Origin of the sequence: Nocardia sp. NPDC059764, assembly GCF_042732555.1 — a bacterium.
GTDB lineage: Bacteria > Actinomycetota > Actinomycetes > Mycobacteriales > Mycobacteriaceae > Nocardia.
Genome location: NZ_JBHWHH010000117.1, coordinates 1 through 23,574, shown reverse-complemented (window position 1 = coordinate 23,574; position 23,574 = coordinate 1). Strand labels below are relative to the sequence as shown.

19 protein-coding genes and 1 pseudogene are annotated in these 23,574 nt (G+C 70.8%); 9 read left to right on the top strand and 11 right to left on the bottom strand.

Features of this window, described 5'->3' with window-relative positions; genetic code table 11:
* Positions 1-220: 220 nt before the first annotated feature.
* Both ACFV4K_RS23870 and ACFV4K_RS23865 read right to left on the bottom strand, forming a co-directional pair.
* Positions 221-1,171 (bottom strand): LysR family transcriptional regulator, encoded by a 951-nt coding sequence (locus ACFV4K_RS23870; RefSeq protein WP_379277833.1) that lies wholly within the window; start codon positions 1,169-1,171, stop codon positions 221-223.
* Between the two features lie 43 nt (positions 1,172-1,214).
* The gene (locus ACFV4K_RS23865) at positions 1,215-2,723 is read right to left on the bottom strand and encodes an FAD-dependent oxidoreductase (RefSeq protein WP_379277831.1); all 1,509 of its coding nucleotides are present in this window, start codon (positions 2,721-2,723) and stop codon (positions 1,215-1,217) included.
* A 166-nt stretch (positions 2,724-2,889) separates the two neighbouring features.
* Here ACFV4K_RS23865 and ACFV4K_RS23860 point away from each other — a divergent pair, with 166 nt between their 5' ends.
* From ACFV4K_RS23860 to xylB, 5 genes are all read left to right on the top strand, one after another.
* Positions 2,890-5,280: a PEP-utilizing enzyme gene (locus ACFV4K_RS23860; protein WP_379277830.1), complete on the top strand. Its 2,391-nt coding sequence runs from the start codon at positions 2,890-2,892 to the stop codon at positions 5,278-5,280.
* Between the two features lie 172 nt (positions 5,281-5,452).
* The gene (locus ACFV4K_RS23855) at positions 5,453-6,361 is read left to right on the top strand and encodes a tyrosine-protein phosphatase (protein ID WP_379277828.1); all 909 of its coding nucleotides are present in this window, start codon (positions 5,453-5,455) and stop codon (positions 6,359-6,361) included.
* A gap of 120 nt (positions 6,362-6,481) precedes the next feature.
* Positions 6,482-7,486 carry a glycoside hydrolase family 172 protein gene (locus ACFV4K_RS23850; RefSeq protein ID WP_379277826.1) on the top strand — a complete coding sequence of 335 codons (1,005 nt, stop codon included), beginning with the start codon at positions 6,482-6,484 and terminating at the stop codon, positions 7,484-7,486.
* Positions 7,487-7,587: 101 nt separating this feature from the next.
* Complete coding sequence (locus tag ACFV4K_RS23845; protein WP_379277824.1) at positions 7,588-8,595, top strand: zinc-dependent alcohol dehydrogenase family protein; 1,008 nt, start codon at positions 7,588-7,590, stop codon at positions 8,593-8,595.
* A 13-nt stretch (positions 8,596-8,608) separates the two neighbouring features.
* A complete protein-coding gene (xylB, locus tag ACFV4K_RS23840; protein ID WP_379277822.1) occupies positions 8,609-9,997 on the top strand; it encodes a xylulokinase in 1,389 nt (462 codons plus the stop codon).
* Here xylB and ACFV4K_RS23835 read toward each other — a convergent pair.
* Complete coding sequence (locus tag ACFV4K_RS23835; protein WP_357279684.1) at positions 9,988-10,158, bottom strand: CopG family transcriptional regulator; 171 nt, start codon at positions 10,156-10,158, stop codon at positions 9,988-9,990. The genes xylB and ACFV4K_RS23835 overlap by 10 nt on opposite strands.
* A gap of 168 nt (positions 10,159-10,326) precedes the next feature.
* Between ACFV4K_RS23835 and ACFV4K_RS23830 the strand changes: the two genes are divergently transcribed.
* Positions 10,327-10,842, top strand: a complete 516-nt coding sequence (locus tag ACFV4K_RS23830) for an OsmC family protein (RefSeq protein WP_379277820.1) — start codon at positions 10,327-10,329, stop codon at positions 10,840-10,842.
* A 26-nt stretch (positions 10,843-10,868) separates the two neighbouring features.
* Complete coding sequence (locus ACFV4K_RS23825) at positions 10,869-12,176, top strand: bifunctional o-acetylhomoserine/o-acetylserine sulfhydrylase (RefSeq protein WP_379277819.1); 1,308 nt, start codon at positions 10,869-10,871, stop codon at positions 12,174-12,176.
* 27 nt (positions 12,177-12,203) lie between these two features.
* Here ACFV4K_RS23825 and ACFV4K_RS23820 read toward each other — a convergent pair whose 3' ends face one another.
* From ACFV4K_RS23820 to ACFV4K_RS23810, 3 genes are all read right to left on the bottom strand, one after another.
* On the bottom strand, positions 12,204-13,679 hold the full coding sequence (locus ACFV4K_RS23820) for an FGGY-family carbohydrate kinase (RefSeq protein WP_379277818.1): 1,476 nt from the start codon (positions 13,677-13,679) through the stop codon (positions 12,204-12,206).
* A gap of 1 nt (position 13,680) precedes the next feature.
* The gene (locus tag ACFV4K_RS23815) at positions 13,681-15,099 is read right to left on the bottom strand and encodes an L-fucose/L-arabinose isomerase family protein (RefSeq protein ID WP_379277816.1); all 1,419 of its coding nucleotides are present in this window, start codon (positions 15,097-15,099) and stop codon (positions 13,681-13,683) included.
* Positions 15,100-15,210: 111 nt separating this feature from the next.
* Positions 15,211-16,050 (bottom strand): family 43 glycosylhydrolase, encoded by an 840-nt coding sequence (locus tag ACFV4K_RS23810; protein ID WP_379277815.1) that lies wholly within the window; start codon positions 16,048-16,050, stop codon positions 15,211-15,213.
* 55 nt (positions 16,051-16,105) lie between these two features.
* Here ACFV4K_RS23810 and ACFV4K_RS23805 point away from each other — a divergent pair.
* Positions 16,106-16,609, top strand: a pseudogene (locus ACFV4K_RS23805) (DNA glycosylase AlkZ-like family protein); the annotation flags it as partial.
* Positions 16,610-16,716: 107 nt separating this feature from the next.
* Here the strand turns inward: ACFV4K_RS23805 and ACFV4K_RS23800 are convergent.
* On the bottom strand, positions 16,717-17,478 hold the full coding sequence (locus ACFV4K_RS23800; protein WP_379277813.1) for a tyrosine-protein phosphatase: 762 nt from the start codon (positions 17,476-17,478) through the stop codon (positions 16,717-16,719).
* Positions 17,479-17,500: 22 nt separating this feature from the next.
* A complete protein-coding gene (locus ACFV4K_RS23795) occupies positions 17,501-19,666 on the bottom strand; it encodes a pyruvate, phosphate dikinase (protein WP_379277811.1) in 2,166 nt (721 codons plus the stop codon).
* Positions 19,667-19,920: 254 nt separating this feature from the next.
* Between ACFV4K_RS23795 and ACFV4K_RS23790 the strand changes: the two genes are divergently transcribed.
* Positions 19,921-21,531, top strand: a complete 1,611-nt coding sequence (locus ACFV4K_RS23790) for a FadD3 family acyl-CoA ligase (protein WP_379277809.1) — start codon at positions 19,921-19,923, stop codon at positions 21,529-21,531.
* Here the strand turns inward: ACFV4K_RS23790 and ACFV4K_RS23785 are convergent, their stop codons facing one another.
* Genes ACFV4K_RS23785 through ACFV4K_RS23775 form a run of 3 tightly spaced genes read right to left on the bottom strand, consistent with a single transcriptional unit; the run spans position 21,532 to position 23,356 of the window.
* A complete protein-coding gene (locus ACFV4K_RS23785) occupies positions 21,532-22,131 on the bottom strand; it encodes a Dabb family protein (RefSeq protein WP_379277808.1) in 600 nt (199 codons plus the stop codon). It lies immediately after the preceding gene.
* Positions 22,128-22,454, bottom strand: coding sequence for a hypothetical protein (locus tag ACFV4K_RS23780; RefSeq protein ID WP_379277806.1), 327 nt, complete (start codon positions 22,452-22,454; stop codon positions 22,128-22,130). The genes ACFV4K_RS23785 and ACFV4K_RS23780 overlap by 4 nt, the downstream gene beginning before the upstream one ends.
* Entirely contained in the window at positions 22,451-23,356 is a 906-nt protein-coding gene (locus tag ACFV4K_RS23775) for an LLM class F420-dependent oxidoreductase (protein ID WP_379277805.1), read from the bottom strand. The genes ACFV4K_RS23780 and ACFV4K_RS23775 overlap by 4 nt, the downstream gene beginning before the upstream one ends.
* Positions 23,357-23,574: the final 218 nt, after the last annotated feature.

Genomic DNA, 23,574 nt, shown 5'->3' with positions numbered 1-23,574 from the left:
GGCTCAATCCGGTGTCCGGCGGCGCCGGCTATCCGAGATTCCCTCATCGGGAAATGAGGGGTGCGCCTCATCAGGAAACGAGGCGGCCACGAACCGCAGGGAGGTTCGCGGTGGACGACGCAGCCCCCCGCGTTGTCCGCCCACGTCTGGCAACAGTAGGGCGTCCCCTCAGCAATGTGAAACAGCTATTCTTCGGTGATTGACAAGCGGCACTTGTCAATCAGAGGTGAGCCGGTAGTGTCCGATCCTCGAAATCGGGCCGTTCCAGCAGCTCGACCAGTTCCGGACGCGCGGCCCGGACCTCCCGCGCGATCTCGACGAACGAACGCACCAGCGGAGTCTCGTGTTCCGCGGGCCAGGCCACGGTTACCTCGTTGCGCGGAGCATCGACAATCGGCAGCAACCGGACCCGGGGAAACGGCATCCAGCGCGCCGACGCGACGGTCAGCACCACGCCGACGCCCGCCGACACCTTGTGCAGCTCCTCCAGCAGCGACTTCGACCGCGACACCACCGGCGCGGGCGTCCCGTCGCGGTGATCGTGCAACTCCCAGAACGCATTCCACACCGGATCGTCGTTGTCCGCGCCGAGCAGCGGCTGGTCCAGCAGGTCCCGCACCCGCACCTCGGGCAATGCGGTCAGCGGGTGCTCGGCCGGCACCAGCGCCACCAGCGGCTCGGCGAACAGCGGCTCGACCCGGATTCCGTCCGCGCGGAACGGAAGTCGCGCGAAGGCCACGTCCACGCTGCCGTCGGCCAGTCCGGCGGCGGGCTCCTCGTAGGTGAACTGCCGCATGTCGACCGTCACGTCCGGATGCCGTTCCCGGAAGGCCGCCAGGATCGGCTCGGTGAGCGTCAGCGCCGCGCCCTCGAGGAACCCGAGCACCAGCCGGTCCGATTCGCGCCGCTGCGCCACCCGCGCCTGCTCCACGGCAAGGCCCAAGGTGGTCAGCGCGCCGCGGACCCCCTCGAGCAGCGCCTCCCCCGCCGCGGTGAGCTCCACACTGCGCGTGGTCCGGATGAACAGCACCAGGTCCAGGGCCTGCTCCAACTGCTTGATCTGCGCACTCAACCCCTGCTGCGCCACGTGCAGCCGCTGCGCGGCCCGCGTGAAACTCAGGTCCTCCGCCACCGCGACGAAATACCGCAACTGCCGCGAGTGCACATCCATAGCGAGCGAGTCTAGATCGAAACCGCCTGCCCGATTCGTGAGTTCACGCGCGGCGGGCGGCGGCGGTTCCAGCCCGGCGGCCGAAGAAAGTGCCGTCGCCCAGCGAGGTTCCGGAGATGTAGCCGAACCCGTGCAGCCCGTTGGCGGCCCGGCCCGCGGCGTAGAGACCCGCGATCGGCTTGCCGTCGTGGTCGAGCACGTGCCCGTCGAGATCGGTGTGCAGACCGCCCAGGGTGAACACCGAGGCGCCGGTGCCGCGCCGGTCACCGGCCTCCGACGGCGGGCGGACCCCGGCCTTCACGTCGATGGCGGCCAGCGGCGGGGTGAGTTCCCGCAGCCAGCGCGCGGCCTTGTGGTGATCGAGATCCGCGCCCTGCCGGGCGAATTCGTTGTAGCGGCCGATGGCGGTGGTCAGCGACCCCGTGGGCAGGCCGGTGAGTTGCTCGAGCTCCTCGGGCGTCTCGGCGACGTGCGTGGGCCGCACGCCCCAGCGCTGGGGTTCGGGGACGTCCTCGAAGCCCTCCTCGTCGACGATGACCCACACCGCGGTGTCGTCGCCCGCCCAGCTGCCGCCCATGTTCTGGCGGTAGAGCGCGTGCTGGCCGATCCGGCCCGGGTAGGTGTCCTCGTTGACGAAGCGGCGGCCCAGGGCGTTGACCACCATGCCGCGCACGGCCAGCCCCGGGATCAGGGACATGCCGACCTGCCCGGCGGACATGTGGCGCACGGCCGCGCCCAGCGCCTGGGCCATCCGGATGCCGGAGCCGTCGTCGGTGCCCGCGCTGACCTTGGTGTGGCCGAGCAGTTGCGGCGCGTGGGCGGCGAGCATGGCGTCGTTGTCGACGAAACCTCCGGTGGTGAGCACGATTCCGCGCCGGGCGCGAATGGTGATCTCCTCGCCGTAGCGGCGCGCGACCGCGCCGACCACGACGCCGTCCTCGTCGACGACGAGCGTGCTGACGTAGGTGTCGAATCGCGTGGTGGCCCCGGCGGCCTCGGCCGCGGCGGCCAGGCACTCCATGAGCAGCTTGCCGCCGAAGTCGTTGGCGGTGGGCCGGTGCCCGCGCGGGGCGGGGTGGGCCAGTTCGGTGAAGGGCCAGCTGTTCTCGCCCAGCCACATCAGGCCGTCGTCGGTGGGCGGCACCCAGGTGGGGGCGTTCCACATGGTCGGCTTGAACGGCACGCCGCGGTCGACCAGCCAATGGAAGTGCTCGACGCTGCCCGCGCAGTATTCGTCGATCTTGGCGGTGTCCGCGCCCGCGCCGAGCGCGGCCTTCAGGAACGCGGCCATGGCCTCGGGGGTGTCGTCGAAGCCGCAGGCCACCTGGATCGGGGTGCCGCCGCCGAGGTAGATCTCGCCGCCGGAATTGGCCGACGCACCGCCCGGGCCGCCCGCCCGGTCCACGATCAGCACCTGCGCGCCCGCGTGTGCGGCCTCGAAGGCCGCCGCGGCCCCGGCCGCGCCGTAGCCGACGATCAGCACATCGGTCTCGATGTCGTAGGGGCCCACCTCGCCGGCCGCCCGCGGCGTGACCGAATTCCGCACTGTCATGACTCGACGGTGCCCGCTCCGACCGCCATTCCTTAGCGGTCCATCTTGCTGACCGATTCGCCGATCCCGTTCAACGGGACTGCGACCCGTCACCTCCTCGCGCAATAGGGATGGTGTGTGAACGGCGTCACTGTGGTTGGGGACGCCTGCACGAGGAGGAGAGTCAATGCGGATTCTGGTCACCGGAGTCACCGAGCCGAGCGGCCGCGCCGTCGCGCGCATGCTGCTGGCCGCCGGCCACGAGGTATCCGGTCTGGACCGGCAGCGGCACCGCTACGTGGACCCGCGGGTCGAGGTGACCGTCGGCGACCTGTCCGACGCGCAGGTGTGCGCGCGGGCCGCGACCGGGGCCGACGCGATCGTGCACCTGGCGGGCCCGGCGGTCGCGGCGATCGCGAAGGCGGCCCAGGAATCCGGTGCGCGCCTCGTGGTTCCCGTTGCGGCGGGCGCTGATTCGAGCATCGAGAAGATCGTGGCCGGCTCCGGCGCCGACGCGCTCATCGTGCGCACCGCGCTGGTGGCGGGCCGCCGCGTCGATCACGGCGGCTGGCGCACTCTCGAGACCCTGACCGGCGGCGGCAAGGGCAGCGTGCAGGTGCTGCACTACGACGACCTGGAGCGCTTCCTGGTGCTGGCGGCGCTGTCGCAGCGCGGCGGCGTGGTCGAACTGGCCGCGCCCGGCGAGGTGTCCAGCGCCGAGGTCAAGCGCATCCTGGCCGAGGCGGGCGTGAAATACGGTGCGTGGCTGCCGAAGTCGTCGGCGACGCAGACCAAGGTCGACGCGAGCGCGGCCCGCGAGGAGTGGGGCTTCCGCTACGGCTGGAACGCCACCGAGGTCATCGCCGACACCGCGCGCGGCCTGCACGGCCGCAAGAGCGGCGGCTCCGGCTTCCGCAACCGCCGTGGCGCGATCCCGCTGCCGACCCACGTGGTGCCGCAGAACGCCCCGACCTCCGACGGCTACCAGCTGACTTCCGCCGCCCCCGAGGGACTGCAGGGCGAGTTCGACGATCTCGTCGACGACCGCATCCCGGTCTACACCGCCACCAACACCTCCGAGGCGCTGCCCGGTCCGCTCACCCCGCTCACCATCGACCTGCAGGCCGGGGCCATCCGCCTGGGCAACGAGGCGATGGGCCACATGATCGCCATCGAGGGCATCGCGCTCGAGCACTGGGTGTCCCGCGTGACCAGCGTGCTCGGCCACCACATGTACATCAACGCCTCCATCGGCGTCTTCTCCGCCGAGAACATGCCCGGCTGGGACGAGGAGAGCGTGCGCCGCGACGTCTACGGCACCATCGGCGACCTCGAGCTGCACCCCAAGGGCCGTCCCGCCATGCCGACCGGTATGGCCGCCCGCGCGGGCACCTTCAAGGCCATGGGCCGGGTCGCCTCGACGGCCCTGCAGTTCAGCAAGACCGCCGAGCTGATCAATGCCGCCTCGCACGCGGAGGCGCTGAACCGCGACCAGATCTCCGAACTCACCGACGAGCAGCTGCACGCCCGCGCCCTGCTCTGGCGCGACCGCCTCAACCAGGCGTGGCAGGCGGCCTCCATCGGCGTCATGATGACCGGCGCGGCCACCGCCGCCCACAAGGGCGAGGTCAAGATCGATCTGAACCGCCTGGAGTCGGCCAAGACCATGCTGGCCGTGGAGCGGCTGGCGGGCCTGTGCCGCAAGGACGCCGGGCTGCAGGCGCTGGCCAAGACCGGTGACGTGGGCGCGGCCCGCGAGAAGTCGCCGGAGTTCTCCAAGGCCCTGGACCAGGAGCTGGCCAAGATCGGCCACCGCGGTCCGGGCGAGTGCGAGCTCATCAACAGCACCTTCGGCGACCGCCCCGAACTGCTGGTCACCGCCGCCGGGCGGGCCGCGGAAATGCCCGCGCCGCACCGCGAGCCGGTGCCGGAGCCGACCAGCCGCACCGCCAAGATGGCCGTCGGCGCGACCGTCTACCGCGAGCGCGCCCGCGACGCCGTCGTCCGGGTCACCAACTGTCTGCGCCTGGCCACCCAGGAGCGCGCCGCGCGCCTGGTGAAGGCGGGCAAGCTCACCGAGATCGAGGACTCGGTGTTCCTGAACCTGGACGAGATCCTGTGGGCCCCGGCCGATCTGAAGGAGCGCGTGGCGCGCCGCCGGGCCGAGCGCACCCGCTTCCAGGCGGTCCGCATGCCCGACGTGGTCAACGGCCCGTGGGAGCCGGAGGAGATCTCCGGCGCGATCGCGGTGGGCGAGACCATCACCGGTCTGGGCGTGAGCCCGGGCGTGGTGGAGGGCACCGTCAAGCGCGTGCTGACCCTCGACGACGACATCGAGCCGGGCGACATCCTGGTCGCCTCGGTGACCGACACCGGCCACACCGCCATGTTCGCCTACGCGGGCGCGGTGGTCACCGATATCGGCGGCGCGGCCTCGCACGCCGCCATCGTGGCCCGCGAGTTCGGCGTCCCCTGCGTGGTGGACGCCAAGGTCGCGAGCACCGGCCTGCAGGACGGCCAGCGCGTCCGGGTGGACGGTGCGGCCGGGACCATCACGTTGCTGGCCGACGCCGAATAGGCGCGGCCCGCAACCGAACCCGCCTCGAGCGCGCCGCGCTCGCGCCCGAGGACGGTCGGTCCACCGGAGACCGGTCGGCCCAACTACAAACCAACCAGTCTCCACTTTGCGCATCTATACCCGGACCGAGACACACCCACGCCCCGGTCCGTCACCGAAAGGAATACCCCCAGTGACGATCTCGCGCGCCGTACGCGGCACTCTGACCGGTGTAGCCGCCGCGCTCATCGCCATCACGCCGATCGCCGTCACCCCCGCGGTGGCCGCGCCGGTGCCGGTGCTGCAGACCCCCAAGGGCGTCTCGCTGAACCTGTCCACCGCGCCGAATGCCCGTGATCTGAGCGGCATTCCGATCGACGGCGGCGTCAAGGTGAAGGTCGGCTCGGTCTACCGCTCCGACGCCCTGAACAAGCTCAGCGCCGGTGAGCAGCAGCAGCTGGTGTCGGCGGGCATCGCCGAGATCATCGACTTCCGCAGCCCGGTCGAGCGCTCGCAGAACCCGGACAAGCTGCCGGCCTCCATCCCGGCCAAGTCGCTGCCGGTGTACGACCCGAACAACGACTTCTACCTGTTCTTCGCCAAGGCCGTGCAGGGCGGCCCCGAGGTCCAGCAGCAGCTGCTCGGCGACGGCAAGGCCCAGCAGTACATGGTCGACTACTACAAGTGGCTGGTCACCGACGCCACCTCGCGCGGGCAGTTCTCGGCCGCGCTGAAGGAGATCGCCAACGCCAACGGCCCGGTGCTGTTCCACTGCACCGCCGGTAAGGACCGCACCGGCTGGATGTCGGCCATCCTGCTGACCGCCCTGGGCGCGCCGAAGGGCCAGGTCTACAACGACTACCTGGACTCCAACGACAACCTGGCCGCCGCCAACCAGGCCACCCTCGACGGCCTGGTCGCCGCCGGGCTGGTCAAGGACCCGTCGCTGTTCGAGCCGGTCCTCGGCGTCGACCGCGCCTTCCTCGACTCCGCCTTCGACGCCGTGCAGGCGAGCTTCGGCTCCTTCGACAACTTCCTGTCGCAGGGCCTGGGCATCGACGCCGCGACCGTCGCCACGCTGAAGTCCAAGCTGGCGGGCTAGCAGCAGCCTCCGCAATGCCGGCGCCGTGGCCCGGGGAGGCGGCCATGGGACGGCGTCGGCATCCGCATGTCCGCCCCATGTCCGCTTCCCAATTTCGATCTACATGCGAAAATTCGCATAATGCACGAGATCTGGCAGCTGGACGGGCGGCGCACCCGCTCGGTGAGCGCGGAGAACCCGACCGGTGAGCCCGGTGGGGGCGGGCGGGCCATCTCCGGAACCGGTGCGTTCGCGGCGGCGGGGCTGGGGCGGGGCTGGAAGGTCTCGCCGTCCATCGACCTGCGGCCCGGCGAAACCGCTACGCTCGCCGACCTTTCCGGGCCCGGCGTGATCCGGCACCTGTGGCTCACCACCGATCGCGCGCTGCTGCGCGATTTCACGCTCCAGATGTATTGGGACGACGCGCCGGAACCGGCCGTCGCGGTGCCGCTGGGCGACTTCTTCTGCAATGGCTGGGATCAGCTGGCCCTCGTCGACTCCGCCATGATCGTGGTCGCACCGGCGGGCGGTCTGAACAGCTACTGGGCCATGCCGTTCCACTCCCGCGCGCTGATCACCCTGCACAACGGGTCCGAACAGGCCGCGCCGGTGTATTACCAGATCACCTATCTGGAAGAGGACTTACCGGGCGCCGCCGGGTATCTGCACGCCCGGTGGCGCTGCTCCGATCCGCTGGGCACGCCCGCGGAACATCCGATCGTCGAGATCGACGGCGGCCCCGGCCGGTACGCCGGAACGTATCTGGCCGTGCAGCCGCGCGCCACCGGCTGGTGGGGCGAGGGCGAGCTCAAGTTCTATCTCGACGACGACACCGAATTCCCCACCCTCTGCGGCACCGGGACCGAGGATTATTTCGGCGGGGCCTGGAATTTCGACCTCGACGGCGCTTATCGCCCCTACTCCACCGCCTATCTGGGCATGCCGCAGGTGCTGCCGCCGCATCGAATCTACGAGCCGCATCAGCGATTCGGCATGTACCGCTGGCACATTCCCGACCCCATCTGTTTCGAGTCCGGGTTGCGCGCCACCGTGCAGGCGCTGGGCTGGCGCGAAGACGGCCACTACCGACCGCTGGACCAAGCCCACGTGGCGTCCACCGCCTTCTGGTATCAATCGCTCCCCTGATCCCCCGAACGTCCCGTAACGATTGTGGGACAGCGGAAAGAATGCGATTGCTATTGCGTAAAACGCGTCGAGCGCGTGGCACGCGGGTGCATGGTATTCGTATGCGCGCCTTGGTCGTCGAGAAGCCCGGACAGTTCTCGGTCGAATCGGTGCCGGATCCGCTACCCGGCACCGGTGAGGTCGTGATCCGGGTGGACGCCGTCGGGATATGCGGGACGGATATCCATATCGTCGAGGGCGAATTCCCGCCCACCCCCTATCCGATCGTGCCCGGACACGAATTCGCCGGGGAAGTGGTGGCGCTCGGCGCGGACGCGGCCGGGGTGCGGATCGGCGACCGGGTGGCGGTGGATCCGTCGTTGTTCTGCGGCCGCTGCCACTATTGCGCGATCGGGCGCGGGAATCTGTGCGAGAACTGGGGCGCCATCGGCGACACCGTGGACGGCGCCATGGCCGAGTACGTGAAAGTGCCCGCCGCCAACTGTTATCGGCTGCCCGGGCATGTGTCGCCCGCGCACGGCGCGCTGGTGGAACCGCTCTCGTGCGCGGTGCACGGATTCGACGGGCTGCCACGGCGACTCGGCTCGCACTATCTGATCTACGGCGCGGGGACCATGGGTCTGCTCATGCAGCAGCTGGCCGCCGCGGCGGGCGCGGCCTCGGTGTCGGTGGTGGACACCAATGCCGACCGGCTGGCGGTCGCCCGCACCCTGGGCGCGGACGCGGCCACCACGTCGGCCGACGACATGGACCGGCCCGAGGGCTGGGAGATCGTGATCGATTGCAGCGGAACGGTGGCCGCGATCGAGGACGGGCTCTCGCGGGTGCGGCGCGGCGGCACCTATCTGCAGTTCGGGGTGGCCCCGGCGGCGGCGCGGGCCAGCGTCTCGCCGTTCCGCATCTACAACGACGAGATCACCATCGTCGGATCCATGGCGGTACTGCACAGTTTCGGCCGGGCGGTGGACCTGCTCGGCGAGGGCGTGATCGACGCGGACACCGTGATCACCCATGATTTCGCCCTCGAGGAATTCGGCGATGCCCTGCGGACCTTCCGCGCGGGCACCGGACGCAAGATCCAGTTGCATCCCGGACGGGCGGCACGATAGAGGGTGGTGGCCAATGACGGTCGTTGCCGGAGTGGATTCCTCCACTCAGTCCTGCAAGATCGTGGTGTGCGACGCCGATACCGGAACGGTATTGCGGCAGCGCCAGATTCCGCACCCCGACGGCACCGAGGTGCCGCCGGCTATGTGGTGGGAGGCGCTGCGCGCGGCCTGTGATCGCATGATGCGTGATGTCGAGGCCATCGCGGTGGCCGGGCAGCAGCACGGGCTGGTGGTGCTCGACGCCGCCGGGCATCCGGTGCGGGACGCGCTGCTGTGGAACGACACTCGCTCGGCGGAGGCAGCCAGTCAGCTGGTGGGCGAGCTGGGCGGGCCGCAGGCGTGGGCGGACGCGGTGGGCAGTGTGCCGCTGGCCGCGCACACCGTGGCCAAGCTGCGCTGGTTCGCCGACCACGAACCCGAGCTGGCCGACCGGACGGTCCGGGTGCTGCTCCCCCACGACTATCTGACCTGGCAGCTGCGCGGCGGCGATCCGGCGACCGAGCCCACCACCGATCGCGGTGACGCCTCCGGCACCGGGTACTGGTCCCCGGCCGCGGGCGCCTACCGGACCGACCTGCTGGCCATGGCCTTCCGAGGCCGCAGTCCGGGCCTGCCCCGGGTGCTCGCGCCCGCCGAGATCGCCGGGCACACGCCGGGCGGGCGGCTGGTGGCCGCGGGCACCGGCGACAACGCGGCCGCGGCGCTGGGGCTGGGCATCGCGGACGGCGACGTGGTGGTGTCGCTGGGCACCAGCGGGACGGTGTTCACCCGGGCCGCGTCGCCCAGCGCCGATCCCTCCGGGGCCGTCAACGGGTTCGCCGACGCCACCGGCGCGTTCCTGCCGCTGGTCTGCACGCTCAATGCCGCCCGGGTCCTGGACGCGACGGCGGTCCTGCTGGGCACCGACGTGTCCGGCCTGGAAGTGCTGGCCGCGCAATCCCCCGCGGGCGCGGACGGTCTCACCCTGCTGCCCTACATCGCGGGCGAGCGCACCCCGAATCTGCCGCACGCCACCGGCAGTCTGCACGGCCTGCGCCCGCACACCATGCGCCCGCACCATCTGGCCCGGGCCGCCATCGAGGGCATGCTCTGCAATATCGCCGAGGCCCTGGACCGCCTGCCGACGGTCCCGCATCGAATCCTGTTGATCGGCGGCGCATCCCGCTCCCGCCTCATCGCCCACGCGGCGGCCACCATCTTCGGCCGCACCGTCACGGTCCCCAACCCGAGCGAGTACGTCGCCCTGGGCGCGGCCCGCCAGGCCGCCTGGGCGCTGCGCGGCGGCCCGCGCCCACCCCGCTGGCCCACCCCGCCGGGCACCGAATTCCACACCCTGGCAGCGGGAGTCGGCGCCGCGATCCGCCAGCGTTACGCCGAGATCAGAGACACCTACTACCCGTAGACGACCGGGCCGTCCGACAGGTAGTCATCCCACGTCTTGTGCCGGGTGATGTAGTTCCGGATGGCGTCGCGGGCGATCTCCTGTTTGGATCGCCCTTCCATCGCCGCCTGCGCACCCAGCGCAGCTTCTTCGTCCTCGCTGAGCCGCAAAGTCCATGCCACCGCGAATTCATACCACCCCGGTGTCACCGTGTCTGCCGAACGACCGTCCAGTTGGCAACCATCACATGACGAACAGGTAGCCGAGGCCCGGGATGCGTACCGGCTATTGCGCTCACGGCGAGTTCAACCATCGTCAGCACCGGTCGCTGACTCGTAGCTTCACGAGGTATGACGACCGAGCTGAGCACCCCGTTGAACGATATCGTCGAGGCGACCGGACGTGCCGTGGCGGCGGATCCCGCCCAGGCCACCGTGGTCTTCCGGGCCGCGGGCACGCCGGAGGGCACAGTGGGCAGCGCAATCGCGCTGGGCCGGTACACGGTTCGGGTGGACGAGCCGCCCGCGCTGGGCGGCGAGGGATCCGCACCCAATCCGGTGGAGGTGTATCTGGCCTCGCTGATCGCCTGCCAGGTGGTGACCTACCGGTTCTGGGCCCAGCGCCTCGGCATCACCATCGACGACCTGGCCATCGAGGCCGAGGGCGATCTCGACGTGCGCGGCTTCTTCGGCCTGGACGACACGGTCCGGCCCGGCTTCCAGGCGGTCCGCGTCACCGTCCGGGTCGGCGGCCCCGAATCCGCCGCGCGTTACGCCGAACTGCAACGGGCCGTCGACGAGCACTGCCCGGTCCTGGACCTCACCACCGGCCGCACCCCGGTCGAGACCACCCTCGTCACCCAGTAGCAGCACCCCACCCACCGGAGGCCCCGATGACCGAATCCGTCCTGCCCGAAGACCCCAGCGCCACCTGGAGTTTCGAGACCAAGCAGATCCACGCCGGGCAGCAGCCCGACGCCGCGACCGGCGCCCGCGCGCTGCCGATCTACCAGACCACGTCGTACGCGTTCCGCGACACCGACCACGCCGCCGCGCTGTTCGGGCTCGCCGAGCCGGGCAATATCTACACGCGGATCATGAACCCCACCCAGGACGCGGTGGAGCAGCGGATCGCGGCGCTCGAGGGCGGCGTGGCCGCCCTGCTGCTGGCGTCGGGCCAGGCGGCGGAGACCTTCGCGATCCTGAACCTGGCGGGCGCCGGGGATCACATCGTGTCCAGCCCGCGGCTGTACGGCGGCACCTACAACCTGTTCCGGTACACGCTGCCGAAGCTGGGCATCGAGGTGAGCTTCGTCGAGGATCCGGACGATCTCGAGCAGTGGCGGGCGGCGATCCGGCCGAACACCAAGGCGTTCTTCGGCGAGACGGTGTCCAATCCGCAGAACCACCTGCTCGACATTCCGGGGATCGCGGAGGTCGCGCACGGGTCGGGGATTCCGCTCATCGTCGACAACACCGTCGCCACCCCGTACCTCATCCAGCCGTTCGCGCACGGCGCGGACATCGTCGTGCACTCGGCGACCAAGTACCTGGGCGGCCACGGTGCGGCCGTCGCGGGCGTGATCGTGGACGGCGGCACCTTCGACTGGCGCGGTGGACGATTCGCGGGCTTCACCGAACCCGATCCCAGCTACCACGGCGTCGTCTACGCCGACCTCGGCGCACCCGCCTACGCGCTCAAGGCACGGGTGCAGCTGCTGCGCGATCTGGGTTCGGCGATCTCGCCGTTCAACGCCTTCCTGATCAGCCAGGGGCTGGAGACGCTGAGCCTGCGCCTCGAGCGGCACGTGGCCAATGCGACCGCGGTGGCCGAATTCCTCACCGGGCGGCCCGAAGTCACGGCCGTCTCCTACGCGGGCCTGCCGTCCTCGCCGTGGTACGAGCGCGGAAAGCAGCTGGCCCCCAAGGGTGTCGGCGCGATCATCGGCTTCGAGCTGGCGGGCGGCGTGGACGCCGGCAAGCGTTTCGTGGACGCCCTGACCCTGCACAGCCATGTCGCCAATATCGGTGACGTGCGCTCGCTGGTCATCCACCCGGCCTCCACCACGCATTCGCAGCTGACCCCGGAACAGCAGCTCGCGGCGGGCGTCACGCCGGGCCTGATCCGCCTGGCGGTCGGGATCGAGGGGATCGACGACATCCTCGCCGATCTGCGCGCCGGATTCGCCGCGACGGCCTAGACGGTCAGAAGCGCCCCCTGGCCGAGATCACGGCGCGGCGCGGTGTTGCTCCCGGGCGAGGAAGTGGGCGGTGGATTTCGTTGTCTCGTACAGGGATCGGTAGTGCCGGTAGTACGGGCCGTAGTGCGCGGTGGTGTCGGGATCCGGTTCGATGGTGGCGATGATCGGGTTCCAGGCCGAGGTGTCCAGGCCCAAGGCCTCGGCGGCGAGCAGGGCGTCGCCGAGGGCCGCGCCGACGGTGTCGGCCGGAAGCTGTTGCGGCAGACCGGTGATGTCGGAGACGATGCGGGTCCACAGGCCGCCCTTGGTGCCGCCGCCGACCGCGACCAGTCGGGTGGCGGGGGCGCCGGCCGCGGCCATCGCCTCCAGATTGTGGCGGACCCCGTAACCGATGCCCTCCAGGACGGCGCGGTAGAGGTCGGCACGCTGGTGGGTGAGGGTGAGGCCCGCGATCAGGCCGCGGGCGTTCGGGTCGAACAGCGGGGTGCGTTCGCCCGCGAAGTAGGGCAGCACCAGCAGGCCGCGGGAGCCCGGCGGGACGTGGGCCGCCTCGTCGAGCAGTTCGGCGAAGGCGCTGCCGGTGAGGGCCCGCAACCAGTCGGTGACCGCGCCGGAGGTCGCCATCCCGGCGGCGGAGGTGAAGGTGCCGGGCCAGGTTCCGCAGGTGGTCCACAGCCCCGGCTGCGGGCGCGGGTCGGCCAGCACCTGGGTGAGGAACATGGTGGTGCCGTACATGATCATGCAGTCACCGGGGGCGCGGACGCCGATCCCGGCCGCCTCCGCCCAGGCGTCGATGGTGCCGGTGGTGACCGGAAGCCCCACCGGCAGACCGGTGGCGGCCGCCGCGTCGGGGGTGACGCGGCCGACGATCTCGGTGGGCCAGGCCAATTCGGGCAGGCGCAGGCCGGGCGCGACGGATTCGGCCCAGTCGGTGGCCCAGTCGCGGGCCACCAGGTCGTACATGGGCACGCACTGGCTGGCGGACTGGTGGTCGAGGACGTAGCGACCGGTCAGCCGGTACACGAGAAACGAACTGGCCATCAACAGCATTCGGGTGGCGGACCACACCCGCGGCTCGTGCCGGATGAGCCAGCGCAGTTTCGGGCCGACAGCCTGACTGGTGAGCGGCGACCCGCACCGCTCCAGCACGGTCAGCGGCCCCAATTCCGCGTCCAGTTCCTCGATTTCGACGCCCGCGCGGGTGTCGACCCCGTACAGGATGGCGGGCCGCAGTGCGCGGCCGTCCGCGTCGGCGGGCAGCAGGCACGGGCCGATGCCGCTCACCGCGAGCGCCTCGATGGGTTCGCCGTCCGCGGCCGCCACCAGGTCGCGGGCGATGCCCACGAAGTCGGCCCACCACACCGTCTCCGCGTCGTGCTCCACCCAGCCGGGCCGGGGCGTCGACACCCGGTGCGGGCGTTCGGCGCGCATGGCGACCACGCCGTCCCGGTCGGTGAGTACGCCCTTGGATCCGGAGGTGCCGATATCGATGCCGAGGAGCATGTCAGCCCGCCCGGGTGAACTCGTCGAGGGTGACGCCCAGCAGCTCGCAGGCCGCACGCACGGTGGCGCGCTGATCACCGGGGACGGCGTGAATGTGATTGGCGCCGAAGCGGGACAGGAAATCCCCGGCGTCGGCGTCCAGGCGGGCGAAGGCGTGCGGCCATTCCCAGGTGGACTGCTTCATCAGCGATTCGTTGGTGGCGTCGTCGTAGGTCTCGAACGCACCGAGCATGAGTTGCATGCGGTAGTCGCCGTCGCGGCGGGTGAGGCGGGCGAAGGTCATCTCGCCGGGCGCGGCCAAGTGGTGCACCGACGCGCCGCCCGCCGGGAAGAAGAACACCTCCGGGTACAGGTGCACCCGGGCCAGGTTCTCGGCCGGATCGTCGCTGCGGGCCGCGTACCAGGTGGCGTGCTGGCCGGAATTGCACAGATCCCAGATGTCGCGGTCGGCGTGATAGTGGCGGACGTCGGCGAAAAGCACGGGGGTGCCGGAGATCTGCTTGAGCAGCTGCATGGTGAGCGCGCCGTCCATATCGGCCTCGGTGGCGCAGACATGCGGCTGTTTGGGCCCGTTCCAGTCGTAGGGGTCGTTGAGGAAGGCCTCGGTGACGTCCATGGTGGCGAAGTACTGGGTCAGTTCCGGCTGGCCCTTGATGCCGGAGAAGTCCAGCCGCCATTCCGCGATCAGATCCCGCACCGCCAGATACGAGCGCAGTTGCCGCTCCAGCAGGTCCGGCGTCAGTTTGACCCCGTCGTAGTGCACCCCGGCGGTATTGCGCTCCAGCCATTCTCGCGCCGCCCGCGCCTCACCGGCGTCGGCCTGGTCGGCGCGGCAGACGATCTCCCACTGGTCGATCTCCTCCACGTCGATCCCGAACACCCGCTGCCATTGATCGGTATTGGCGACCGCCGTGTTCATCCCCATGGGCCGCCCGCCGAACCGCCCGAAGGTGCTGCCGCGCAGTCCCGCGACCGCCGCCGCGGCCCGCGCCCGCACCCCGATCGCCACGATCAGTTCCGGATCGGCCGGGTCACCCCACAGCCGGGCGTGCTCGCGCCCGATCTGATCGAGGGCCCCGCCGGCGGCCAGCATCCCCACCATGCCCGGCTGCACCGGGTCGATGTTCGACAACAGCAGCAGCGGCCCCCGCAGCGCGCCCGCCGCCAGCATGGTGAAGTGCGGGAACGCCCACACCGCGTAGTGCAGCACGGTCAGATCCACCCCCGCGGCCTCCACCCGCCGGGCGACCTCGACCGCCCGGCCATTGCTCGCGACCGGTTCCCGGCCCCGAATCACGGTGTGCCCGGCGGCCGTCAGCTCGGCGACCAGCCGGTCTTCCGCCGTCTTGATGAATCCGACGATGCCGCCGTGCACATAGTCGCGGCCGTCGGAAAGACTGATCACGCCGATTCGGGCCATGGTGCCTGCCTCCCCGCAACGTTCTGATCGTCAGCACTGGGTGGGACTCTCGACTCACCGTCCAGAATCCCAGTTCAGACCGCCCGCCACGCCCGAAATCGGATTTTCGGGTCAGCCCGGGAAGATCAAGGGCGCCAGCGCGACTCCACCCTGCCCCCACCCGGCATGCGTCACCCACAGGCCGCCGTCATGGGTGATCACCTCCGCGGCGTGGGCCCGGATGTGTCCCACGCGGTCGGAGGTGTCGAAGTGAAAGGGATTGTCGCTGCGAAAGATCTCGGTGCCGATGTAGTCCGGGCGCGGACCGATCAGCAGGTACCAGGCGTCCTCGTGCCGCACCACGAACGGTGACTCGGTATTGCCCGCCCCGGTCCCGGTCGTCGGATCGGTGTAGGCGATGCGGCGCTCGCTCCACCGCATCAGGTCCGGACTGGTCCGATAGGCGACGATATGATTCCCACCGGCGGGGGTGCTGGTGGCGCAGTAGTACAGGACCCATGCGTCGCCGATCCGCAGCACCATGGGGTCCCGCGCGTCGTAGCCGTCCCGGAACACCGGGCTCGCCGGATGCCGCCGCCAGTGGAACAGGTCGGTGGAGGTGGCCAGGCCCATACCCGTTGCGGTGCGGTCGATTCCGCCGCCGTCGTAGAACATCCAGTATCGGTCCCCGGCGTGGACGACGAACGGCGCCCACAGATGCCGCTCCCCCCGCTCCCGGTCCACCGTCAGCACGGAGGGATGCTTGGTCCACGGCCCGAGCGGATCGTCCGCGGTGGCGTGCGCGAACTCGGTCTCGTCGAAGGGATCGGCCGGTTCCGGATGCGTGATCCCGAACAGATGCCACCGCCCCCGGGCATCCCTGATCAGCGAGTGATCGTTGACGTACCACCGCTGACCGGCCTCGCTCGGATCGTAGACGTGCCGGAACTCCCCCGCCCGCACCGTGCCCATAACCCGTCCTCCATATAGGACAAGAACTGTCCCAGTCGTTGTCGACGATGGATTCATGCCGGAACTCTCGCTGCGAACCCTAAACCGCACCCTGCTGCTGCGTCAGCGGTTGCACGAACGAACCGCGATGCCCGTCGCCGACCTGATCCGGCACCTCGTCGCGGTGCAGGGGCAGGAGCCGAACCGGCGCTATCTGGCGGCCTATGGTCCGGCGACGGTGGGCGATATCCAGGAGTTCGCGGGGGTCACGAAGCTCGCGGACGTGGTCGAGGGGATGCGGGGCGAGCTCCGGGTGTTTCGCGATGATGCGGGACGCGAGCTCTTCGATGTACCGGACGCTCCGATCGCGGAGGCGGATTCGCCTGCGCCGGTGCGGTTTCTGCCCGCGTTCGACAATTCCTGCCTCGGGCATCGGGATCGGCGACGGATCATCCGCGACGAGGATCGGGCCCGGATCGCGAAGATCGCGTCGGGCGGGGTGCCGATGTACCTGATCGACGGATTCGTGCGCGGCCGGTGGGATGTGGACGGGTCGACCATCCGGATCACGCCGTGGCACGCCCTGGCCGCGGACGACGAAGCCGCCCTGCGCGCCGAGGCGGAACGGCTGCTGCCGTTCATCACCCCGGGCGAGGGCGGCGACGTGGTGTTCGAGCAGCGGAGCGCTCAGGCGACCAGGACCTCGCGCAGGCGCTCGAGCTCGGACTCGGTGAGGCCGTTGGCGAGCAGCCACGCGGCCGCACCGCCGTGCTCGGCGTGCAGGTTCGCCAGGAAGCCGAGCATGACCTCCGGGGAGACCGCGAGGATGCCGGTGTTCGTCTGCGGCAGGCCCTCGTACGACGGGAGGGCGTCGAGGCGGTCGCGGACCTTCTGGATGCGCTCGTTGGTGAGGGCGTAGTCGTGGGCGATCGCCTCGGCGGGAACGCCGACCGCGTCCAGCAGGACCGCGGCCAGCACGCCGGTGCGGTCCTTGCCCGCGGCGCAATGGAACAGCACCGAGTGGCGGACCGGATCGATGATGAGGCGCACCGACTCGACGATGTGCTCGCCGCTGCCGCCGAGCAGCTGACCGTAGAGCTCGGTCAGGTCGACGCGGGTCTTGTCGGGGACGAGATCCCGTGCGGCCAAGGAGGACTGGGGCGACTTGCGGATCGGCAGGTTCGCGATGTGCACCGCGGAACCGCCGATCAGGCCGTAGCCCTCGCGCTCCACCTCGTCGGGCAGGCGCAGATCGATGACCGTGCGCAGGCCCAGCGTGTCGACCAGCTGCGACAGATCGTCGGAGGTGGCCTGCTGCAGGGTCGACGAGCGCAGCACGATGCCGAAGCGGGTGGTGCCGCCGCCGGCGACCGGCAGGCCGCCCAGGTCACGGACATTGTCGATCTGGGCGAAGTCGATCCAGCGGCCGGTCACGGCGTCGGTGGTCACGGGCGCGTCGGTCGCTACGGGCTCAGTGGGCACGGCCGGCTGCCGCCTCTTCGGCGCGGGTCAGGCCGCACAGACCGATCAGGTCTTCGTGCAGCTCGAACCACACGGTGTGGTAGCTGTCCATGATCGGACGCGCCACGTAGGTGTGGTCGCCCTCGCCGATGCGCTCGACGGCGCGGTCCAGGCGATCCAGGTAGCGGGACAGGCGCGGGGCCAGGCCGCCCAGGCGGGCGATCAGCGGGCGCAGGGTCTGGTGGGTTCCGTTGAGGCGGGCCAGGACCGAGGCGTCGTAGTCGGCGTCGGCGTGGTCGTTGACCGTGGCCGGGTCCTTCATCTGCCAGTCGGTGATGATGACCTTGAGATCGGCGTTGAAGACGCAGAACTCGTCGTAGGCGGCGGTCATCGCGGCCGCGTCGACGGTGCCGCGCTCCTCGGCGAGCAGCTGCTCCAGGCGCGGGCGGCCGTCCGGGGTGATGCGGAAGCCGGCCGGGGTGGTGGCGCAGTAGCCCGCGGTCACCAGATCCGCACAGCAGGAGGCGATCTCGGCGGTGTCGGCGAACAGGCTGAGCGCCAGGTTGTCGGCGTTCACCCGGCCCTTGATGCCGACCAGCCGCAGCACGGCCAGTTCGGTGACGGGAGCGTTCACGGCGGTCACTTCCTCCTGCTCGGCGTTCTCGCTTGCGGCGGAACGGTTTTCCAGGCGCTCGGCCAGCTGTTCGCCGTCCACGCCCGCCCACTGGGCGAGCTGGCGCACGTCGTCGAGCACCGACTGCTCGACCGGCTTGGCGACGACTTCGCCGGGCAGCACCAGACCGGCGCCGCCGTCGACGGTGACCGTCTTACCGGTCAGCGCGGCCACGACACCCGGGCCGCAGCCGACCACGCACGGGCGGCCGAGTTCGCGGCTCACCAGCGCGGCATGCGAGGTGGTGCCGCCCAGTTCGGTGACGATGGCGCGGGCGGCGATCATGCCGTGCAGGTCGTCGGGGCTGGTGGTGGGACGGACCAGGATGACGTCCTCGCCGGCCTCGGCGCGGGTCTCGGCTTCATCGGGGTCGGTCACGACCACGCCGGAAGCCAGTCCGGGGCAGGCGGATTCGCCGCGGGCGAGGGGCTCCTGGCCGCCGGTGTCACCGGAGGCGGGACGCAGCACCTCGCGCACCTGATCGGGCGTCACCCGGTCCAGGGCCTCGTCGGCGCTGATCAGGCCTTCTTCGACCATGGCGACGGCGGTGCGCACCGCGGCGCGGGCCGACCGCTTGGCCGGACGCGACTGCAGCAGCCACAGGGTGCCGGACTCGACGGTGAACTCGATGTCCTGCAGGTCGCGGCCGTCGTGCTCCAGCAGCTGCGCGGCGGCGATGAGCCGCTCGTGCACCGCGGGCTGGGTGGCAGCCAGATCGTCGAGGGGGCGCGGGGTCAGGCGGCCGGACACCACGTCCTCGCCCTGCCCGCCGACCAGCCACTCGCCGTAGACGGGTGTGTCGCCGGTATTGGGGTTGCGGCTGAAAAGCACACCGGTGCCGGATGATTCGTCGAGGTTGCCGAACACCATGGCCTGCACGGTGACCGCGGTGCCCATGGTGTCGGCCAGGCCGCGGTGGGCGCGATAGGTCTTGGCGCGCGGGGAATCCCAGGACCGGAACACGGCCTCGATGGCGCCGCGCAGCTGATCCCACGGGTCGGCCGGGACGACGCCGTTCGCGTCACCGAGCACGGTCTCGCGGTACTGGTGCACGAAACGGGAGCGGGTGTCGTCCGCGTAGCCGGGGTTGCGGGTCTCGGCGGCCAGCGCCTGCTGCACCGCGTCGGTCATGCCCAGGTTGAGGACGGTGTCCATCATGCCGGGCATGGAGATCGCCGCGCCCGAACGCACCGACACCAGCAGCGGGCGATCGGCCGATCCGAAGCGGCGGCCGGTGCCGCGCTCGATCATGGCGATGCCCTCGAGCACCTGCGCCCAGATCTCCTCGGCGATCGCGCCGCGGGTGGTGTAGTCGGCCCAGCCGTCGGTGGTGATCACGAACGCGGGCGGCACCGGCAGCCCGAGCGCCCGCATGTGATCGATGCTCCACGCCTTGCCGCCGATCTTGTCCCGCGACAAGCCGCACGCGCCGTCGAGTTCGACAACGGTGGTCGCGCCCGCCGCGAGGTCCTGGCGCTGCGCAAGCTCCGTTCCGGCCGTCATGTCACTCCTTCGAGATTCTGGATTCATTCGCACTCCAGCGCTCCGCCGCTGCTCGAGCGGCCTGCCGGGCAATATCCGTCCCCCCCGACGTTCCACTACAACGAGAGTGCCGTGTGACGCCCCGCACCCCCAAGTCCCATCCCGATGACCGGAATGGGTACGCCCGGAGGGCAGTCCAACACGGCACGCCCGGTCAGCGGGATGGCACGGCGAATAAGGGCAATCGGGTGAGGGGGCTGGGGCAGGATGGGCGGATGGATCGGCGGCACTCGGGCGGCATCTCCGCGGTCGGAGGTGTGACGACCATTCCGGCGCTGGTGGCCGATCGGGCGCGGCGGTATCCGGAGGCCGTGGCCATTGCCGGACCGGCGGGGCGGCTCACTTTCGCCGAGCTGGCCGAGGAGGCCGCAGCGGTGACGCGGGCCGCGATCGCCTCCGGGTTGGAGCCGGGAGATCGGGTCGGGCTGTGGGCTCCCAACAGTGTTCGCTGGATCGTGACCGCCCTCGGGATGCTCGGCGCGGGCGCCACTCTGGTGCCGATCAGCACCCGGCTGCGCGGCCCGGAAACCGCCGAGGTGCTGGCCCGCAGCCATGCCAAAGCCGTGTGCACCGTGCAGGAGTTCCTGGGCGCGGACTACCCGGCCATGCTCGCCGAATCCGGTCGCGGGCTACCGGATCTGGAGCACCTCATCCTGCTCGACGACGCCCGCGGCGAGAGCGCGGCGGACTGGGACATCAGCTCGTGGGCCGGGTTCCTGGCCCCGGGCGCCGTGATCGAGCCGCGGTCCGCGATCGAACGCACCGCCGCCGTCGACCCGGAGTCCATCTCCGACATCCTGTTCACCTCCGGCACCACCGGCACCCCCCGCGGCGTGCTGGCCACGCACCGCCAGACGCTGGAGGTCTTCGCCCGGTGGTCCGAGGTCGTCACCCTGCGCCCGCGTGACCGATATTTGCTGGCTAACCCGTTCTCGCACACCTTCGGCTACAAGGCGGGCATCCTGGCCTGCCTGCTACGCACCGCCACCATGGTCCCGATGGAACGCTTCGACGCGGCCATCGCCCTCCAGCTGATCGAGAGCGAACGCATCACCGTCCTGGCCGGGCCGCCAACGCTTTTCACCGACCTGCTCGCCGCCGGCCCCGACGACTACCTGCTCGGCTCACTACGTCTGGCGGGCACCGGCGGCTCCACCATCCCCGCCGAACTGGTCCGCCGCATTCACGAGGACCTGCGCATTCCCGCCGTCTTCACCGCCTACGGCCTCACCGAATCGATCGGCGTGGTGTCCATCTGCCCACCCGACTCCCCCGCCGAACTGGCCGCCGACACCGTGGGAAAACCCCTGCCCGGCAGTGAGATCCGCATCGTGGACCGCGAAGGCAAACCCCTCGAGACCGGCGAGCCCGGCGAGGTCACCGTCCGCGGCCCCAATGTCATGCACGGCTACCTGGACGATCCGGCGGCCACCGCCGCCGCCATCGACCCGGACGGCTTCCTGCACACCGGCGACATCGGCACCCTCGACCCCGACGGCTACCTGCGCATCACCGACCGGCTCAAGGACATGTTCATCGTCGGCGGCTTCAACGCCTACCCGGCCGAGATCGAACGAGTCCTGCTGCGGCACCCCGATATCCGCGATGTCGCCGTGATCGGCATCCCCGACGAGCGGCTCGGCGAGGTGGGCCGGGCCTACGTGGTCCCCGTCGCCGGGGCCGCCGCCGATCCGGCCCCCATCATCGAATGGTCCCGCGCGCGGCTGGCGGGCTACAAGGTGCCGCGGGAGATCGTCTTCGCCGACGACCTCCCGCGCAATGCCGGCGGCAAGGTGCTCAAACAGCGCCTGCGCGACCCGGACTGATCAGTTCCCCAGCACCGGGCCGTCGGCCCAGCGGTACAGGTGGGCGATCGCCGGGTCCACGATGGAGCCCGGGATCTCGGCATCGAACCAGCGGTCGACATGCGTCCAGTGGTACGGGTGCAACAGATAGTCGCCATTGAGGCCGTCGGGGTCGGCGAACTCCTGCTCCCAGACGTGCGTCCAGCGGGCGTGGCCGGGGACCCGGCTCAAGGACCAGGACCGGATGGCCGGGATGTGGGCGGGCATGGCCATCAGGTCGGATTCGAAGCGCGACACCGTATCCGGGGACGTGCCCTCCCGGACGGTGAGCAGCAGGGTGCGCTTCACCCGGCGGGGCACGTCGAGGCGGACCACGCGGGCGTGCACCGGGGCCAGCGGCACCAGATCGGCCGCACCGGGCAGGCCCGGCAGGACCGCGCTGGGCGTCGACTCGGTGGTCAGGTCCCACAGCGCGCCCAGGCCGCCCGCGCTGCCCGGCAGATCGACCCCGGCCGAGCAGTGCGCCACAGCAGGATTCGCGGACGCCGCGGAGGCGAAGGCGGTCAGCCGGCCGTCGGCGTCCTCGGCGGGCGGGGCGGTGAGAATCACCCAACGGGTCATGCCTGCACCTCCTGCACCGCCATGACGTGCCGCTCCCTGGTCAGGGCGACCGCGTCGGTGTCGGACCAGAAGGCCGCCACGCCCGGATCGGCGGCGGCCGCCGCGCGCATGCCGTAGAAGTCGTAGATGCCCGGCAGCTCCCAGATGATCTGCACGGCCACCGAATCCGCGCCGGTGTGCTCACGCAGCACCTGCGGGGCGCGCAGGCCGCGAGCGGTGGCGCCGGGCAGGTAGTCGCCGCGCCACCGGGCGAGCCAGTCCTCGGTGCGGTCGGCGGGCAGGACGACGCGGTCGAACACGCGGACGGGGGTCGCCGGGTTCACAGCGTCGACTCCACGTCGTTGCGGTACCGATCCACGTAGGCCGCAAGGTTTTCCACGCCGTTGAGCAGGGACTCCGGGCCGAACATGGGCGGGGTCAGCACGATGCGGCTCGCACCGGCGGTGACGTAGGGACGCACGTAGTCGGCGTCGAACTCGCGCACGAAGTCGAACGAGCCGGGCCAGATCGTCATCTCGACGGCGTCCTCGGAACGTCCCGCCGCGGCGGACAGTTCGCGGATCGTGTCCGCGCCGCGCGCGAAATCCTCCGAGGAGATCGTGTACGGGAACCAGCCGTCGCCGACCTTGGCCGCGCGCCGCACCGCGGGAGCGCTGTTGCCGCCCAGCACGATCGGGATCGACCGCTCGGGCTGCGGCTGGCAGAACAGATCGTCGAACGACACGTGCTTGCCGTGATAACTCGCCGGCTCCTGCGTCCACAGTGCCCGCATCGCCCCGATGGCATCGTCGAGCCGGGTGCCGCGTTCCTCGAACGGCACGCCGATCGCCGCGTATTCCTCCTTCTGCCAGCCGATCCCGAGGCCGAGCAGCAGACGGCCGTCCGAGATCCGGTCCAGCGTGGCCGCCCGCTTGGCCAGCACCACCGGGCTGTGCAGCGGGGCCACCACCATGGCGGTGCCCAGCTTCACCGTGCTCGACGCCGCCGCCACGAACGCCAGGGTCTCCAGCGGATCGGTCATCGGCACCCCGATACCGCCGCCGCCGGGCATCCGGCCGTCGGGCGAGTACGGGTACAGCGGCTCGTAATCCTGGGCCACCACAACGTGTTCCACGGTCCAGATCGACTCCAGCCCACATTCCTCGGCCGCCGCGGCGAACTCCCGTAGGAATCCGCCCGAGGTCACCAGGCCGTCGAGATATGGCATAAGCATGCCGATGCGCATCGGACGCCTCCGTCCTTCCGGGTCCGGCCCACCCTGGGCCACCCGTCGATCGTGGCTGTTGCGGGGGTCACAATCAGGAGGGGTCCCGTTCACTGAGAACGTATATATTCGCAGTTCAGGGCATGTTTACCCGGCAACGTCCAGTAGCCCCGCACCGGATGGCGCGGGGCTGCTGCACACGCTCTCGGGCCGTGCCCCGGTGCGGAACGCACCGGGGC

Bases quoted from the DNA above. Each gene is read 5' to 3' on its own strand.
- ACFV4K_RS23870 (WP_379277833.1), bottom strand. From the start codon at position 1,171: ATGGATGTGCACTCGCGGCAGTTGCGGTATTTCGTCGCGGTGGCGGAG.
- ACFV4K_RS23865 (WP_379277831.1), bottom strand. From the start codon at position 2,723: ATGACAGTGCGGAATTCGGTCACGCCGCGGGCGGCCGGCGAGGTGGGC.
- ACFV4K_RS23860 (WP_379277830.1), top strand. From the start codon at position 2,890: ATGCGGATTCTGGTCACCGGAGTCACCGAGCCGAGCGGCCGCGCCGTC.
- ACFV4K_RS23850 (WP_379277826.1), top strand. From the start codon at position 6,482: ATGCACGAGATCTGGCAGCTGGACGGGCGGCGCACCCGCTCGGTGAGC.
- ACFV4K_RS23845 (WP_379277824.1), top strand. From the start codon at position 7,588: ATGCGCGCCTTGGTCGTCGAGAAGCCCGGACAGTTCTCGGTCGAATCG.
- xylB (WP_379277822.1), top strand. From the start codon at position 8,609: ATGACGGTCGTTGCCGGAGTGGATTCCTCCACTCAGTCCTGCAAGATC.
- ACFV4K_RS23830 (WP_379277820.1), top strand. From the start codon at position 10,327: ATGACGACCGAGCTGAGCACCCCGTTGAACGATATCGTCGAGGCGACC.
- ACFV4K_RS23825 (WP_379277819.1), top strand. From the start codon at position 10,869: ATGACCGAATCCGTCCTGCCCGAAGACCCCAGCGCCACCTGGAGTTTC.
- ACFV4K_RS23820 (WP_379277818.1), bottom strand. From the start codon at position 13,679: ATGCTCCTCGGCATCGATATCGGCACCTCCGGATCCAAGGGCGTACTC.
- ACFV4K_RS23815 (WP_379277816.1), bottom strand. From the start codon at position 15,099: ATGGCCCGAATCGGCGTGATCAGTCTTTCCGACGGCCGCGACTATGTG.
- ACFV4K_RS23810 (WP_379277815.1), bottom strand. From the start codon at position 16,050: ATGGGCACGGTGCGGGCGGGGGAGTTCCGGCACGTCTACGATCCGAGC.
- ACFV4K_RS23795 (WP_379277811.1), bottom strand. From the start codon at position 19,666: ATGACGGCCGGAACGGAGCTTGCGCAGCGCCAGGACCTCGCGGCGGGC.
- ACFV4K_RS23790 (WP_379277809.1), top strand. From the start codon at position 19,921: ATGGATCGGCGGCACTCGGGCGGCATCTCCGCGGTCGGAGGTGTGACG.
- ACFV4K_RS23785 (WP_379277808.1), bottom strand. From the start codon at position 22,131: ATGACCCGTTGGGTGATTCTCACCGCCCCGCCCGCCGAGGACGCCGAC.
- ACFV4K_RS23775 (WP_379277805.1), bottom strand. From the start codon at position 23,356: ATGCGCATCGGCATGCTTATGCCATATCTCGACGGCCTGGTGACCTCG.